The 15704-nt window shown below is 52.6% G+C and carries 13 protein-coding genes and 1 riboswitch; of the genes, 5 read left to right on the forward strand and 8 right to left on the reverse strand.

Going from position 1 to position 15704, the window contains the following annotated elements:
• From D5S03_RS10355 to D5S03_RS10365, 3 genes are all read right to left on the reverse strand, one after another.
• Positions 1-320: chorismate mutase (locus D5S03_RS10355; protein WP_287043867.1), on the reverse strand; the 320-nt coding region annotated here is incomplete at its 3' end.
• Between the two features lie 2 nt (positions 321-322).
• A complete protein-coding gene (locus D5S03_RS10360; RefSeq protein WP_287043869.1) occupies positions 323-1297 on the reverse strand; it encodes a 3-dehydroquinate synthase II in 975 nt (324 codons plus the stop codon).
• A gap of 31 nt (positions 1298-1328) precedes the next feature.
• Positions 1329-2135, reverse strand: a complete 807-nt coding sequence (locus D5S03_RS10365) for a 2-amino-3,7-dideoxy-D-threo-hept-6-ulosonate synthase (RefSeq protein WP_008868491.1) — start codon at positions 2133-2135, stop codon at positions 1329-1331.
• Between the two features lie 428 nt (positions 2136-2563).
• Between D5S03_RS10365 and D5S03_RS10370 the strand changes: the two genes are divergently transcribed.
• Entirely contained in the window at positions 2564-3868 is a 1305-nt protein-coding gene (locus tag D5S03_RS10370) for an ATP-grasp domain-containing protein (protein WP_287043871.1), read from the forward strand.
• 82 nt (positions 3869-3950) lie between these two features.
• Entirely contained in the window at positions 3951-5243 is a 1293-nt protein-coding gene (locus D5S03_RS10375) for an ATP-grasp domain-containing protein (RefSeq protein WP_287043872.1), read from the forward strand.
• 73 nt (positions 5244-5316) lie between these two features.
• Here D5S03_RS10375 and D5S03_RS10380 read toward each other — a convergent pair whose 3' ends face one another.
• Entirely contained in the window at positions 5317-5544 is a 228-nt protein-coding gene (locus D5S03_RS10380; protein ID WP_287043873.1) for a hypothetical protein, read from the reverse strand.
• Between the two features lie 119 nt (positions 5545-5663).
• Positions 5664-5726: riboswitch (Fluoride riboswitch) on the forward strand.
• A gap of 68 nt (positions 5727-5794) precedes the next feature.
• Here D5S03_RS10380 and crcB point away from each other — a divergent pair.
• Entirely contained in the window at positions 5795-6169 is a 375-nt protein-coding gene (gene crcB, locus D5S03_RS10385; protein WP_287043874.1) for a fluoride efflux transporter CrcB, read from the forward strand.
• 75 nt (positions 6170-6244) lie between these two features.
• On the opposite strand, the gene D5S03_RS10390 is transcribed toward crcB, so the two are convergent.
• Together D5S03_RS10390 and cphA are read right to left on the reverse strand one after the other, a co-directional pair.
• Positions 6245-7363: a putative NPN-dependent ornithine cyclodeaminase gene (locus D5S03_RS10390; protein ID WP_287043876.1), complete on the reverse strand. Its 1119-nt coding sequence runs from the start codon at positions 7361-7363 to the stop codon at positions 6245-6247.
• Between the two features lie 23 nt (positions 7364-7386).
• On the reverse strand, positions 7387-10053 hold the full coding sequence (gene cphA, locus D5S03_RS10395) for a cyanophycin synthetase (RefSeq protein WP_287043877.1): 2667 nt from the start codon (positions 10051-10053) through the stop codon (positions 7387-7389).
• A gap of 276 nt (positions 10054-10329) precedes the next feature.
• Here cphA and D5S03_RS10400 point away from each other — a divergent pair, with 276 nt between their 5' ends.
• Together D5S03_RS10400 and D5S03_RS10405 are read left to right on the forward strand one after the other, a co-directional pair.
• Entirely contained in the window at positions 10330-11193 is an 864-nt protein-coding gene (locus D5S03_RS10400; RefSeq protein ID WP_287043879.1) for a cyanophycinase, read from the forward strand.
• 38 nt (positions 11194-11231) lie between these two features.
• Positions 11232-12659 carry an ATP-grasp domain-containing protein gene (locus D5S03_RS10405; protein WP_287043881.1) on the forward strand — a complete coding sequence of 476 codons (1428 nt, stop codon included), beginning with the start codon at positions 11232-11234 and terminating at the stop codon, positions 12657-12659.
• Positions 12660-12787: 128 nt separating this feature from the next.
• On the opposite strand, the gene D5S03_RS10410 is transcribed toward D5S03_RS10405, so the two are convergent.
• Positions 12788-13705 carry an isoaspartyl peptidase/L-asparaginase family protein gene (locus tag D5S03_RS10410; RefSeq protein WP_287043883.1) on the reverse strand — a complete coding sequence of 306 codons (918 nt, stop codon included), beginning with the start codon at positions 13703-13705 and terminating at the stop codon, positions 12788-12790.
• A gap of 142 nt (positions 13706-13847) precedes the next feature.
• Positions 13848-15704 (reverse strand): CocE/NonD family hydrolase (locus D5S03_RS10415; protein ID WP_287043885.1); only part of this gene is annotated, 1857 nt, incomplete at its 5' end.

A 15704-nucleotide genomic window follows, 5' to 3' on the forward strand; every position in this document is an offset into this window, starting at 1 on the left:
ACCCCGGCAAAGTAGGAGAAAGTCCCTTCCGGTCCCAGGTAGACCACTTTCTGGGGCTGCTGAAGGCTGCGCGACGATGAAAGGATCTCCCGGTAGATGCTCCTTAAATGCTCATCCGGCAAAGGACCGGGGTTTTTCTGCGCCAGACCGTTTAAGACCTCTTTTTCCCGAAAGGGCTTGAAAACATTGTCCTTAGACTGGGACTTGATGCTGCCCACTTCTAAGCTGAGCCCCGCCCGGCGGTTTAGAATCTCCAGAAGTTCCTGGTCCAGCCGGCTTATTTCACTTCTTATTCTTTTGAGATTTGTTTCCTGGTCCATGGCTATGTTTCCCTGATATCTTCCTGGATGCGCATTCCAAAATGCCGTCCTGCCTCGTCGGCCCGGCACATGACCTGATCCCCCACCTTGAGATTGACCACGCTTACCGGCCTGTTGTCCGCACCCACCAGGCGGATGGTCTCGGCATTCTGCAGGATCACGCTGCCCTGATGACCCTCGAACTCGGCACTGATGAGCAGCATAGGCCGGACCTCGGTCTTGATGCGGCCCACTACGGCAGATCTGGCCTCGCCCTGGCCGGAAACAATGAGCACCTGACTGCCTGGAGCCAGTTCTTCTAAGTAAGTGGTTTTGTCTCCTGGAAGACAGGTGTAGGAATGCACTGCTCCGGCATTGATCCTGAAGGGTCTGGGGGCCACGTACGGGTTGGACTCGGTTTCAGCATTCACCAGGAAGGTAAATGCGCTGGAGTTGCCCACCAGCATGCCCTCCGCTGTATTTAAAAGGGAAATAGTGTCCACACACACCCTGTGCCCCAGACCCACAGGGGATATATGAGTTATCCTGCCTGGTATGAGCTCCAGCCTGCCCTGGTCCTGCTTGACCCTGGCGGCGATTTTTTTGAGTTCCCCGGCGGACTCTGCATCCACCACCACGTAGTCCACGCCTTTTTCCAGGATGCCCAGGGCGGTATCCACCTCCTGCAGAGTGGCTGCTTCCATACCCACCTGAGGTGTCTGGGCCACAATGTTTTCAACGGGAATTATCTCCACCCCCCTGGCCAGGACTACGTTCTCACCTGCCTTGAGGCGCTGGACAGCGTTTTCCTCGTCTTCCTTGCTGTCTATGCTCATGATGTTGAAATCCTGCACATCCAGGGCCTGAGTCCGGCCCAGTGCCTGGATCTTTTCCAGATCGTTCTTCTCGGCCAGGATTCCGTCCACACCTGATTCCAAGGCCAGAGTGACCAGACTTTTATCAAAAGGAACCGCTTTGAAGTATATTTTTTTGGTCATGGTGTTCCTGCAGTCGGTTATCGGTTATCAATCATTCGCCGCCGTTGGACAGAACATCCATGGCCTCGTCCACATCCATATCGTCATGAACCACATGGTGCAGGGTCTTGACTAAGGATGTCACATCACTGTGCTGAAAAACGTTTCGGCCCACGGAAAGCCCGGCAGCTCCGGCAGCAACAGAATCGTGCACCATTTTCACCAGGTCCCGGTCATTATCCAGCTTGGGACCACCGGCAATGACCACCGGTATGCAGCAGGCCTCCACCACCTTGGCGAAGCTGTCCGCCTCACCTGTGTAGGCCACCTTGACCACATCCGCGCCCAGTTCTTCCCCTACCCGGGCGCAGTGCCGGACCATGTTCATATCGAACTCGTCCTTGACCTTGGGGCCGCGGGCGTAAACCATGGCCAGCAGAGGCATACCCCATTCATTAGCCTTGGAAGCCACCTGGCCCATATCCCGGAGCATTTCCCGCTCGGATTCGTCCCCCAGGTTTACATGGACGGAAATGCCGTCAGCCCCCAGTTTGATGGCGTCCTCTACACTGGCCACCAGAGTCTTGGCATTGGGATAGGGAGAAATTGAAGTGCTTGCTGAAAGATGAACGATAAGGCCGACGTCGTGTCCCTTGCCCCGGTGTCCGCACCGGGCCAGGCCCTTGTGCATGAGCACGGCATTGGCTCCGCCCTCGGCCACCTTGTCTACGGTGACCCTCATGTCGATGATCCCGTCAATGGGCCCCACGGTCACCCCGTGATCCACAGGAACAATAATGGCCCGGCCTGTGTTGCGGTTGAAAATCCTCTCCATTCTGATGCTCTTTCCCAGGTGCATGACAATACCTCCTGATGGTTTGGGGCGGCAGGTTCAGGCGGACCTTCTTCAGAAACAAAAAAAGGGCCGCCGGCTTTTGCCTGCGGCCCTTGGGTTTATGAATCTTCTACTCTTCTGTTAGGCTAAACTCCTCCCTTCGGACCACAGGCCTGGATAAAATAAAAATACCAAAAATAAAAAGAAGTATGGCTGGGTCTAAGGGATTCGCTTAACATGGAAATCTTTATAAACATGGTTTTTTAACTTTGTCAACAAAAAAATCTATGGTAATTAAATTTAGCTGGATCCTTAAATTACAGGTTGTTACATGGCCAGACAACGCTATACTTAAACAAGTAATTGTAATAATTATAAACCATCTCTTCAACCAATGGTTAACATTCAACACGCCGTTAGCTTTCAAACTACGCTTACCCGGAGATCTTTTCATGACCAAAAAGAATATTTTTATTGTCGGCCTGGATGAATTCAACAAAAAACTTCTGCAACAGCTCCCCCAGGCGGCGGAATGCGAGTTTCATGCCGCCCTGGATATATCAGACATCAGAAATGTCCAGTCATATGATATGCAGCACCTGATAGACAAAGCCGTGGGCAGAATGGAGTCTTTTGAAGGCTCTGTTGACGGAGTGGCTACATACTACGATTTTCCAGGCACGGTTCTGGTTCCGATTCTGGCCAGGCGCTTCGGCCTGCCCGGTCCCGATCTGGAGAGCGTACTCAGGTGCGAACACAAATACTGGAGCCGTCAGGAACAAAAAGAGGTCATCCATGAAAACATCCCCATGTTTCAGCCCTTTGATCCCTTTGACGAACAGGGCTTTGAAAAGCTCCGCCTCCTGCCTCCTTTCTGGATCAAACCCATTAAGTCATTCAAGTCTTTTCTGTCCTTCAGGATAAATGACGAACTGGAGTACTGGGAGGCTACGAACAAGATCAGAAAAAGCATAGCCCTTATTGATGAGCCCTTCAGGTATCTTTTGCAGAACTATGCCCAGGTGCCTTATGAAATAGCCCATATGCATGAGAGCTGCCTGGCTGAATCCCCCATTGGAGGCCTGCAGTGCACCCTGGAAGGCTACAGCTTTAAAGGGGAAATAGTGGGCTACGGCATCGTGGACTCAGTGCAGGAAAAAATCAGTTCTTCCTTTGCAAGATACCAGTACCCTTCCATACTCCCCCTGGAAATCCAGCACAGGATAATGGACACGGCCAGAAAAGCCATAGCCCGTATCGGAATGGACAACTCGGCCTTCAATATCGAGTTCTTCTATGACCAGACCGCCCAACAGGTATACCTCCTGGAAATAAATCCCAGGGTCTCCCAGGCGCATACGGACCTTTTCGCCAAGGTGCACGGTCATTCCCATCTGTCCGTAATGGTGGATCTCTGTCTGGGCAGAAAGCCCCGGATACTGGAAAGAAACGGACCCTTCAGCGTTGCCGGACACTTCATGCTCAGAACCTTTGAAGATGGACGGGTGGTTCAGGTGCCCGCCCAGGAACAGCTTGAAAAGGTCCGGGAAAAATTCCCCGGGACACAGATGAAGATTCTGGTCAGACAGGGCGACAGGCTCTCGGAGCTTCTGGCCCTGCAGGACAGCTACAGTTACGAACTGGCCAATATCATCATCGGAGGCATGGACGGATCGAACCTGTTGGAAAAATACAACAAGGTGCTTGATATTTTGAGCTTCAAGATCGATAAGGAAGAATACATAGCAGAAATATAGCACCGCATAACAACCAGCAGGGACTTACGTTGCGAGTAAAGTCTCACTTTTGTCACTTTGCCCCAAAGGATGTTTGACTCTCATGGATAATCATGAATCTATTGATCTTTTCGTGCTGGGACTGGACGATTTCAACCGGTCCAAACTGGAGACCATTGACCAGGACCTGGCTGTAAATATTTATCCCCTGCTGGACATGGACGCTGTGACCTCCAGTGAGGATTATGATGTTCATGCTGTGCTCAACACTGCAGAAAACCAGCTGCGCGCCCATCCCCGCCCCATAGGGGGAATAATCGGCTACTGGGACTTTCCCGTGAGCCTGATGGTCCCTATCCTGGCCAGAAGACTGGGATTGACCGCACCTTCGGTGCAGGGGGTGGTGGGCTGTGAACACAAATACTGGAGCCGGCTGCTGCAGAAGAAAGTAGCCCCGGCACATGTTCCTTCCTTTCAAAGCGTGGATCCCTTTGATGATCAGGATTTAAATGAGATTATGGTAAACTATCCCTTCTGGATCAAACCGGTCAAATCACACTCCTCCCACCTGGGTTTCAAAGTGCGCAATCATAAGGATCTGGCCCGGGCAGTGCAGAAAATACGTTCCGGCATTGCAGGCATGGGCAATGCCTTCAATGAGTTCCTGGAATATGCCCATCTACCTGAAGAGATTGCCCGCATCGGGGGCAATCATTGCGTGGTGGAGGGACTCCTCCGGGGCAGGCAGTGCACCCTGGAAGGCTTTGTGCATAAAGGGGAGATCCAGGTGTATGGAGTGGTGGATTCCTTTCGCTACCCCAACGGGTCAAGCTTTTCCCGCTATCAGTATCCATCGACCCTGCCCGGCCGGGTCATCCAGAAAATGACCCAAATCGCCGGAAATGTCCTGGCTGAAACCGGCCTGGATCACTCCGCTTTCAACATGGAGTTCTTCTGGGACAGCAAGAGGGACCATATCTGGATACTGGAGATCAATCCGCGCATTTCCCAGTCCCACGGAGACATTTTCGAAAAGGTTGACGGCACACCACATCACCGCATCCTGGTGGAACTGGCATTAAACCGCAGGCCCGCCTGGAGCCCTGGAAAGGGACCATTCGCCTGTGCGGCCAAGGTCTTTCTACGCCGTTTTCAGGACGCTCTGGTGACCAGGATCCCGGGTGCGCAGGAAGTCCGGGCTGTAGAAGAACAGTTCCCGGGCACCATGATCAGCATACTGGCAAGTCAGGGACAAAAGTTGTCCGCTATGGACCCCGCAGAGCAGGACAGCTACAGCTTTGCCTGCGCCATCATATTTACCGGAGCAAAAAATCCCGGACGACTCAGGCAGAACATCAAGAAAATAAAAAATGCCCTGCCCTTTGAATTCATGTAAAAGTTAATCAGAAAGTCTGACAGCTGCAAAACGAAACGAAGCTGCTGTTTCTCATTCCATGGTAATGTAAGGTTTATTGATGGGCGGTATATTCATCGAGAAGTCTGCGAATCATTTTTTGATATTGGGTATTATATTTTTTTGCTTCCTTCTTAAAAAAATCCACACTCGTTTTGCTCAAGGTAATTGTGACCTTGATGGTTTCATCTTTTAAAGCAAGCTCTTCCGGCGATGGAAGAAAGTCAGAGACGACCTTGACCTTCCCCATTGGTTCGTCCGTGTACTTGATTTTCTCTTTCATAATTTTTTTTCCTTTTCGCCAATATCCGGCGCCGATTATTCTGATTATGTTCTTTCTATATATTGTAATCGTTACCATTAAAGAGTTGACTCCAGGCGCTTCTTCCGGATATACAAGAGCGCCTGAAAGGGGATGGAGTTCCCCCTGGTAACCGCCGTGATGCTGATGACTCCTGTTATTTCTAAAAATGTGGCGGTTTTTTATATTATATCAGCCACGCCTTGAGCGTGGCTTTTTTGTGGAAAAAGTCATGGACAAGATATTGCTGCTGGCCCTGGCCGGGGCCTTTGGAACCCTTCTCAGATACTGGCTGTCAGTAGCCATGCACACCCTCTTTGGACCAGGCTTTCCCTGGGGCACCTGGACGGTGAACATCCTGGGATGTTTTCTTTTCGGCCTTTTCTGGATACTGATCCAGGAGCGCGGGATTTTACCGGCTCATCTGCGCATCGTTGTCCTGGTAGGGTTTATGGGGGCTTTTACCACCTTTTCCACCTACATCTTTGAGTGCTCGGCCCTGGTCCAGGACACCCAGTGGCTCAAGCTGGGCCTGAACCTTATGGGGCAGAACATACTGGGATTTTTTGCTCTTTACCTGGGGTTCAGCCTGGGAAGAATATTCTAACCTGAACCCATGCAGACGGTTTTTACTGCCTGATGCTTTTTTCTACAAACTCGAAGACCACAGCGCCAAGCATTTTTATGGCAGTTGGTCTTCTTGTTTTGAAAGCCTTAAGTTTCTGCTCAAATTAACGATGAAGTCCTGCACGTTGGTCACCACGGCAGTGGCCTGGGTGGACCCCCGGTTGGCCAGTTTATCCACGCTGAATTCGGAGATGTCCACAACGTAGAAATACACCGGGCGCACGTCTTCGTTTTCCATGACCCGGTAACTGGGAGTCATGTTCCCAAATGCGATTGAGTGCAGTTGAGTGGCCATGGCCACCACTGTGGTGGCCTTTTTGGCATGAGGGCGCATGGCGTCCTGGGACTTATATACGTCTGCCAAGACCTCGGGCAGTGGTCCGTCGTCCCGGATGGAACCGGCCAGGATATACGGCACCCGGTATTTTTCACAGGTGTACATGATCCCGTCACTGATCTTCATTTCCCGGATTGTCTCTTTGATGGTCCCATATTGTCGGACAGTGTTCAAAACATCCAGGTGGTGATAGTGTCCATGCCGGACAGGCTCCTGGGTATATATATCCTGACCCAGTCCGGTCTGAAACATGGACGCCTCCAGATCGTGGGTGGCCAGGGCGTTGCCTGCCAGCAGTGCATGGCAGAACCCGTCACGGATCAGTTCCTGCATGGCCCTGCGGCTGTCCTGGTCAAAGGCGACAGCCGGGCCCAGCACCCATACGATATACCCGTGCTCCCGGTCATGGCGCAGCAGGTCATACAACTCATCATAACTTTTGGAAAAAGGAGTTTCCCTGGTCCCCCGGATGCGGAAGGAAAACTTGTCCGGGGAAATGCTCTTGCCTGTATCAAAACCTTCAGTATGCACGAATATTCCATCTTCACCGTTCTCAGTCCTGCCCAGTACAACCCTGTCCCCCTGCTTCAGCCTTCGCGGCTCAAGCACTTCCAGACTGTCCCCGCGACGGACAATGACGCAGTCCATGCGGCTTTCACTGACCAGGATCCATTTTCCCGGTTCCATGCAGACGTATTCCGGATGGTTAGAAGTGGCGTGAAACCCGGATGGAGCTGTGCCATTACCGGGAGCCTCTGCGGTAAGTGCTGCAGGAGCTGAAGAAAAGGGTTCCCTGGTCAAATCAGGGGGGCAGTATTCGGGGAGCTTGAAGGTCATGGTTTTTTCCTTTTGTACAGAGTTTACATGCGCAGTTCAGGAGAAATATTGGGAATATCCTCTCTGGCAATGATAAGATCCAGCTCTTTTTCCCTTAACGCCTTGATCTTGGCGGTCATGGCTTCGATCCTGCCGGTAAAGATGCATATTATGGCCTCTGGTAAGGCCTCCTGCAGTGCATGGTCCACTGCATCATCTTCATCCAGAATGCTCAGCACCCGGGCTTTTTTGGAGCTGCTGGCGGCCCCCTCCTGAATGAGTTGCATCACTTTCATGCTGTCCCGGCCACGTGCGTAATCCTGGTCCTCCCAGACAATGATCCTGTCAAAGTACTCTGCAGCAACCCGTCCGTAATCCTGCAGATCCTTGTCCCGCCTGTCACCTGTTCCAGCCAGGATAGCGGTACTGACTCCCATGCCCAGAGAAGACACGAATCTGCCCATGGCCTCCATGCTTGAAGGATTATGGGCATAATCAATGAGCACCTTGAATTTCTCGAATTCAAAAATATTCATACGCCCGGGCAACTGGGCAGAGGAAGGTGCAAACGTCTGCAGACCCAAGCGAATCTCTTCCACCTTTACCTCCTGGACAAAGGCTGCCAGACAGGCGGCCAGCACGTTTTGCACCTGGAACGCGGCCTTGCCGAAATAGGTCAAGGGGATATTGATCACCCTGTCAACCAGCATGGACCAGTCGCCTTTACGCAGAATTATATCGCCTTCATCGTATACCGCTGCCGTCCCTCCGGATGCACAGTGTTTTTTTATTCTGGGATTGCCGGCATTCATACTGAAAAAAGCTGTGTTGCAGGAGACATTTTCCTGCATGGAATAAACGTAATCATCATCCGCATTAAGCACTGCATAACCTGAAGCCTGAACATTGTCAGCCACCAGGCACTTGAGCCGGGTAAGCTGCTCCAGGGTATGGATACCATAAAGCCCTAAATGATCCGAGGCCACATTGGTCACAACTCCCACATCGCTCAGATCGTACCCCAGACCGGCCCGCATCATCCCGCCCCTGGCAGTCTCAAAAACTGCATAATCCACTGTGGGATCGCGCAGTACAAAACGGGCACTGTCAGGGCCTGAACAGTCCCCCTTGTACAGAAGGCGGTTCTGGATATATATTCCGTCAGTGGTGGTATAGCCGACCTTTTTGCCGCTCATGTGCATTATGTGGGCGATGAGCCTGGTGGTTGTAGTCTTGCCGTTGGTCCCGGTCACGGAGATAATGGGTATCCGGCCCGGATGATCCAGGGGAAAGAGCATGTCCAGCACGGGCTCTGCCACATTTCTGGGCTGACCCGCGACAGGAGACAGATGCATGCGGAATCCCGGCGCCCCGTTTACTTCAATGATAGCTCCTCCGGTTTCGCTTAACGGTTCGGCCAGGCTTGGAGCTATGACATCTATGCCGCAGACATCCAGATCAATGATCCTGGCCACCCGTTCAGCCAGGAAAACGTTGTAGGAATGAACCGTATCTGTGACATCCTCGGACACCCCGCCGGTACTCAGATTGGCCGTGGTCTTGAGATACAGTGTTCTGCCCGGGGAAAGGACCGAATCCAGGCTCAGACCTTCCAGCTCCAGAAGACGCTTAGTCATGTCGTCCACCGTGATCTCGGTAAGCATCTTTTCATGTCCGTATCCCCGGCGGGGATCCTGGTTCACTTCCCGGATCAATTCTTCAATGCTGGAACGGCCGTTGCCGGTAACATGAGCCGGAACCCTCTTTGCTGCCGCTGCAAGTTTATAGTTGATCACCAGCAGCCGGAAATCGCTGCCTTTGATGCATTTCTCCACAATGACCCGGCTGGAATATTCCCTGGCCGCCTCAAAGGCTGCCAGGGCATTCTCTGGATTTTGAACATTTATTGTTGCGCCCTGGCCATGATGTCCATCCACAGGCTTGACCACCACCGGAAAGCCCACCCGGCAAACAGCTGCCTCAACTTCACCGGCAGAACAGACAACAAGGCCATAAGGAACGGGGCAGCCGTTGTTGTGGAGCATGTTCTTGGTCTCTTCCTTGTCAAAGGCAATTTCCAGGCCGATACTGCTGGTTCTGCCCGTGACCGTGGCCTGAATTCTCTGCTGATGTATCCCCCATCCAAGCTGGACCAGGGAATAGCTGTTGAGCCGAAGTACAGGAATATGTCTCTTTTTGGCCTCATGAACGATGGAGGCGGTACTGGGGCCGAACCTCTCCTGCTCCCGTATTTCTCTTAAGGCCTGAATATCCTTTTGCAGGTCATAAGATTCACCATTAATCATGGCCCGGACAATTTCAAAGGCAGCCTCAGCCGCATAAAAACCAGCCCTTTCCTCCTCATAAGAAAAGACAACACTGTAGATGCCTTCTTCTCCATCCCAGGTACACCGTCCGAATCCACACTGCATGCCTGCAAGTATCTGCAGTTCCAATGCAACATGTTCCATGACATGACCCATCCATGTCCCCTCTCTGAGCCTTTCCAGAAAACCCCCTTCATACCCCCTGGAACATCTGTGCTCATAAAGAGAAGGCATAAGTTTTTCCATATTTTCCGGAAATCCGGAAATGGTATTGGAAGGATATTTTTCCATTTCTTCCAGATCCACCCGCATGACAATGAGATTATGTCTCCGGCTGGACCAGTAATTAGGCCCCCTTAGAGCTCTGGATTCCAGGATTTTCATGTTTTACAGATTTCCTTTTAAATTTAATGTATTATGATACGCCTGCAAAAAAGTCAGGAAATGAAGAATTCAGTAATAAATCAATTCTATAAACCTTTGTTTTTACTGATTTATGTCACCTGCCTCCTGATTCCTGCGACTGCAAAAAAGACTTTTTGCAGTCGTGTCTATTATCAGCAAAAAATTGTATAGCCGAGACAACATGCTGCTCAACCTGATCCATAATCTATAACTTATTTTCTTGCACTATTTATGCAGAGAGAATAAAGGAATTATATGGAAAAAACAAAGGGAATTTTGATAATTATCGGTGGGGACATGTCCATGCCGCCAGGAATGGACAACGGAGAAAACAGCAGTGATGCGGAGGTAGCCGAGACAGAGGGAGAGATCCTGACCAGATTCTGCGGATTGTTATCCGGTATAAAATCACGCATCGAGATCATCCCCACCGCCTCAAGCATTCCGGAGCAAGCCGGCAAGCGATACACAGAGGCCTTCAGCAGCCTGGGATTTAAAAATTGTGCAGTTATGGACATAAGAACCCGGGATCAAGCTCAAAGCCAGGACATGGTCCAGCGGGTACGCGAGGCTGAAGGTTTTCTTTTCACCGGCGGAGATCAGTTGCGGCTGACTACCATCCTGGGGGGTACTGATCTTCTGAATATCCTTGCCGAGCGTTATGTACGGGAGGCCGTGGTCATCGCAGGAACCAGCGCCGGAGCCATGGCCATGTCCGACACCATGATCTATCAGGGAAGCAGCCAGGAGGCATTGAAAAAAGGCGAGGTCAAGTTCAGCAGCGGATTCGGGTTGCTGTCAAAAGTTATTATTGACACCCACTTCGTCAAACGCGGACGCATCGGTCGACTGTTTCAGGCTGTGGCCAGCAACCCCGGATGCCTGGGTATCGGCCTCGGGGAAGACACCGGCCTGCTGATCACTAAAGGGGAAACCCTGGAAGCCATAGGTTCGGGTCTGATCATCGTTGTGGACGGATCCACTATCAAGTATACCAATATGGCCATGATCAACGAAGGTGAACTCATCTCCATTGAAAATCTCAGCGTTCATGTAATGGTTCCCGGAGACAAGATGCTTTTGTCCCGGAGAAAATTCACTCCGGCCCTGGCTCAATAAGCTTTCATTCAACCAATACAACTATCTAAGCACAGAACATGAAAAAAAATATCTTTGTCATCGGTCTGGACGATTTCAATCTGGGCATGATCAGCTCGGTGAAAAATGCAGAAAGCTATAACTTCATCGGTCTCTTGGACATTCATGCCCTTATTGACAGCGGACTTTACCGGTTAAGCGACATGCTGGAGCTGGCCGAGCATCAGCTCAGGGAATTCAAGGGGACCATTGATGCCATTGTCGGATATACTGATTTTCCGGTCAGCACCATGGTGCCCATTCTCTGTGAGAAGTTCAATGTGCCCGGCCCCTCCCTGGAAAGCGTTTTGAAGTGCGAGCACAAGTACTGGAGCCGTCTGGAACAGAAAAAGGCCATCCCGGAGCACATACCGGCCTTTACGGAATTCGATCCCTTTGATGACCAGGCCATGGACCGGATTTCCCTTGAATATCCCTTCTGGATCAAGCCCATAAAATCCACTGCTTCGCAGCTGGGCTTCCGTATCAACAGCCGCAAGGATTTTAAGCGGGCCGTGGCAGTCATCAAGGAAAAAATCGGGCTGTTCAAGCCCTTTGATTACCTCCTGGATATGGTCAAGCTCCCCCCTGAGGTGGTCAGGGTCAAGAGTTCGCACTGTGTTGCCGAACAGATCATTTCCGGGCACCAGTGCACCCTGGAAGGATACGTGCACAATAAAGAAGTGCTTACCTACGGCATTATCGACTCCATCCGCGAGCCCAACAGGACTACCTTTGCCCGTTACCAGTATCCCTCCCGTCTGCCCAGAAAAGTACAGGAGGAGATGTCCAGGATCAGCGAAAGGGTCATGAAACAGGTGGACCTGGATCACTCCGCCTTCAACCTGGAATTCTTCTGGAATGAAAAAAAGGACAAAATCTGGTTTCTGGAGATCAACACCCGGATCCCACAGTCCCACAGCGATCTCTTTGTCAAGGTGGACGGTGTGTCCAATCACCAGATCATGCTGGATGTAGCCCTGAACCGGGATCCTGCGTTTCCCAGACGCCAGGGCAGATTCCGGGTGGCGGGCAAATTTTTCCTGAGGGAGTATCAGGACAAACTGATTACCGGCATCCCCACCAGAGAAGATCTGGAAGATCTAAGCAACAGGATCCCCGGAACCTTGGTGGACGTACAGGGAAAAGTGGGCATGAAGCTCTCGGACATTCCGGAACAGGACAGCTACAGCTATGCCTCTGCCTTTATCTATCTTGGTGCCGACAGTCAGAAGGATCTTCTGGAAAAATTCAGAAAGTGCCGGGAAATGATCAGATTTCAGTATCAGGACCTGACCATTCCGTCAGTCTCCCCCAAAAAGATCCAGGAGCAGGCCCCGGAAACCGAGCCCAGGGTGGCCATTCAGGTACTGACTTCTCCCATGGAGCTGCCGGTGCAGGAAGATACGCCCATGGCGGGCGGGGTGCAGGATATGACCAAACCGTGACAGTTACCCACCTGTACCGGAAAATTTTCGGGATGCCATAGCAGCCCCAGCTCGCCCAGGCTGCCGGAGCGGCTGGTTGCTCCTGATCCCGACAATGGACCTTCACAAGCGATAAAAAGACATGGCATCTATTGCCAGGCACCAGGAGGGCCGAACATGGCCGCTCGTCCCATCTCCCCTTCACGGACCAGGCCCCGGAACATACCCTGAGTGGTAAAGGAAATGGAAAAACGGCCTGCTGTATCCAGAGCGATCACCCCGCCTTTTCCTCCAAGATTTCTGATATTTTCCAGAACTTCCGAAACGGCCGCTTCCAGGGAAAAACCGCCGAGCTCCACCAGGCAGGCGATGCGCTTGGCCGCTGCCCGGCGCAGAAAAAACTCTCCTTCTCCTGTGCAGCTGACAGCGCAGGCGGCGTTGTCCGCATAGACCCCTGCCCCGATAACCGGCGAATCCCCCACGCGGCCGTACTGCTTGCAGGGGATGCCCCCGGTGGACGAGGCTGATGCCAGATTGCCTGCCCTGTCTAAACAGACGGCACCAACCGTTCCAAACTTTTCCCCGGCCTGCTTTTTGGCTGCAAGGTACTCTTCCCTGCGCCTGGAGGTTTGAAAATATGCGGGGGCCGCACTTTCCAGGCCATGGATATGGGCAAAGCGCTCCGCGCCCGTGCCCATGAGCAGGACATGGGGAGATTTTTTCAGTACCAGGGCTGCAGCCTGCACCGGGTTTTTGATGTCGGTTACACCGGCCACAGCCCCGGCGGAAAGATCATTGCCCCTCATGACGGATGCATCCATTTCTATCGTCCCATCGTGAGCAAATACTGATCCGCGCCCGGCATTGAACAGGGGGCAGTCTTCCAAGACTTCCACTGCAGCACAGACCGCATCCAGCCCATTACCGCCGCCTTCAAGAACCACCCGCCCTGCTGCGAGGCTCTTGTGCAGATAATCCAGGTGTTCATGCTCAGCTTCAGGGCCGTAACGCTCCGGAATTATGCCTTCACAGCCGGCATGGATCACAAGGGTATATTTTACAGCCATTAAACGGTTCTGCCTTTTCCTTAATAAAGATTCAGATTATCTCTGTCACGCCCTGGCAAAAAAGTGAGTTCTTACGTTTAGGCTTGCCTAACTCGGGCCTATGGTTCAGTTACGGCTGCTGCAGTGAAGAATTGCTACACCTTTACACATGATCCCTGGGTATCTCGCACAGCCAGTTGCGCGAGAACACCCTTTCATCCCCGTGATAGGCATCCAGCTCCGCATGTACCCGGAAATGGGTTTCAGAGCAGGTGAGAACAGTTCTGGTCACTGTCTCGGCAGACCATTCTCCGCGCTGGAAGCGCCTGAACCAGAGGGTCTCGCCGCGCACGGAAACAAAGTCATCGTCCTGGAAAGTATACCATTCATTGGCCCGGCTGGTAACTGTCCAGTCCATATCCTCAAAACAAACAGCGCCTTCATCAATGACAACTTCCAGGGTGGACTCATCATGGGCCAGATCCCTGATGACCCGCCACCTGTGCCGCCTGGGTTCCAGCTGACTGGTCCTTATGGCCGGTGCTCCTTCCGGCTCCAGAAACGGGCGCAGCTTGTCATCCTCATGGATTGCCTCCCGCACAGGCAGTTCCAGACGGCTCAGGCTGGCAGAAATTGTAAGGCGCACCGGTCTGGGAGGAGGCCATGCCAGGGGCCAGTAAGAAGTGGATATGGATACTCGCAGCCGGTTCCCGGCCGGAAAACGCTGGGCTATGTTGTTCAACTGGACGCGCACCCTGTATGAGTGCCCGGGCTCAAGCAACCCAGGCGTCTCATGGCTCTCGCGGTGACAAAGGTTCAGCAGGCCGTAAGTGACCCGGGTGGCCTTGTCATCAGGAGCAACATCCGAAAGCCGCACCGCTATCATGGCCACGGCTTCGCTTGCGGAAAGCTCCAGTTCCAGCACAGGAGCTCCCAGAATCTCCAGGGGAGTCTCCAGAGGAGCAGTCTCAAAAATCAGGGCTCCACCGTCATCTTCACGCTGGTCATGGGGCAGATCCGGAGGCGCAGCGTAGGAACACCATTTACCTGCAAAAAGGCCTACACTCAGTGGGGATTGAATGGTCATGTGAACCTTTGTTTCGGGCTTCTCCTCCAAAAGCAGATGTCCAGGATGCAGGTGGTATGTTAGAATATTAATATTGTCCGAGGGCCACTCTGGCTCAGCCACCCAGCGGCCTGGGCGTTTTTTGTACAGGGGGCTGGGAGGAACGCTGTCCTGCATCCAGACCCGCAGCATGGGCTCCTGCATGACCCCGGCTTCTTTTCCCTTGAGCCAGGTATCCCACCAGCGCAGGGCTTCCTGCAAAAATCCAATGGCCGGACCCGGCACACCGAAATGCGGATATTTGTGGCTCCAGGGACCGATAAGCCCTTTGCGCGGAACGCTGAGCCCGTTTAAAAGCCTGAACACGGCATTGGTGTATCCGTCGGCCCAGCCGCTTACAGCCATGACCGGGCACTTGATACGGGAAAAATCCTCGCAGACAGAACCGTGTTTCCAGAAATCATCCCTGTGCTGATGACTGAGCCAGTTTTTAAGCCACAACCCGCTGCCGTCCAATCGCTCAAGCCACATCTCTTTCCATTTGTCCCCAACCAGGTCCGGGTCCGGCGGACAGGAATTATATGCAAACATGGTCGAGGCCCAGGAAAGGTTGTCTCCCAGAAGGCAGCCACCCATATAATGCACATCGTCGGCGTAACGGTCATCTGTTGAGCACACAGTGATTATGGCTTTCAGCTGAGGCGGCTGCAGAGCGGCGATCTGCAGGGAGTTGAACCCGCCCCAGGAAATGCCCATCATGCCTACGGACCCGTTGCACCAGGGCTGAGCAGCAATCCAGGCCAGAACTTCCACTCCATCGTCCAGCTCCTGCTGCAGGTATTCATCCCTTAGTACGCCCTGGGATTCCCCTGCTCCGCGCAGGTCCACCCGCAGACAGGCATAGCCGTAACCGGCCAGATAGCCCTGGGTTATGGAATCACTTACTGCTTCAAA

Source organism: Desulfonatronospira sp. MSAO_Bac3 (genome assembly GCF_003838035.1).
In the GTDB taxonomy this organism is placed as follows: Bacteria; Desulfobacterota; Desulfovibrionia; order Desulfovibrionales; family Desulfonatronovibrionaceae; genus Desulfonatronospira; species Desulfonatronospira thiodismutans.

Excerpts from the sequence above, each read along its gene's own strand:
- D5S03_RS10360 (WP_287043869.1), bottom strand. The coding sequence starts at position 1,297 with ATGACCAAAAAAATATACTTCAAAGCGGTTCCTTTTGATAAAAGTCTG.
- D5S03_RS10365 (WP_008868491.1), bottom strand. The coding sequence starts at position 2,135 with ATGCACCTGGGAAAGAGCATCAGAATGGAGAGGATTTTCAACCGCAAC.
- D5S03_RS10370 (WP_287043871.1), top strand. The coding sequence starts at position 2,564 with ATGACCAAAAAGAATATTTTTATTGTCGGCCTGGATGAATTCAACAAA.
- D5S03_RS10375 (WP_287043872.1), top strand. The coding sequence starts at position 3,951 with ATGGATAATCATGAATCTATTGATCTTTTCGTGCTGGGACTGGACGAT.
- D5S03_RS10380 (WP_287043873.1), bottom strand. The coding sequence starts at position 5,544 with ATGAAAGAGAAAATCAAGTACACGGACGAACCAATGGGGAAGGTCAAG.
- crcB (WP_287043874.1), top strand. The coding sequence starts at position 5,795 with ATGGACAAGATATTGCTGCTGGCCCTGGCCGGGGCCTTTGGAACCCTT.
- D5S03_RS10390 (WP_287043876.1), bottom strand. The coding sequence starts at position 7,363 with ATGACCTTCAAGCTCCCCGAATACTGCCCCCCTGATTTGACCAGGGAA.
- cphA (WP_287043877.1), bottom strand. The coding sequence starts at position 10,053 with ATGAAAATCCTGGAATCCAGAGCTCTAAGGGGGCCTAATTACTGGTCC.
- D5S03_RS10400 (WP_287043879.1), top strand. The coding sequence starts at position 10,330 with ATGGAAAAAACAAAGGGAATTTTGATAATTATCGGTGGGGACATGTCC.
- D5S03_RS10405 (WP_287043881.1), top strand. The coding sequence starts at position 11,232 with ATGAAAAAAAATATCTTTGTCATCGGTCTGGACGATTTCAATCTGGGC.
- D5S03_RS10410 (WP_287043883.1), bottom strand. The coding sequence starts at position 13,705 with ATGGCTGTAAAATATACCCTTGTGATCCATGCCGGCTGTGAAGGCATA.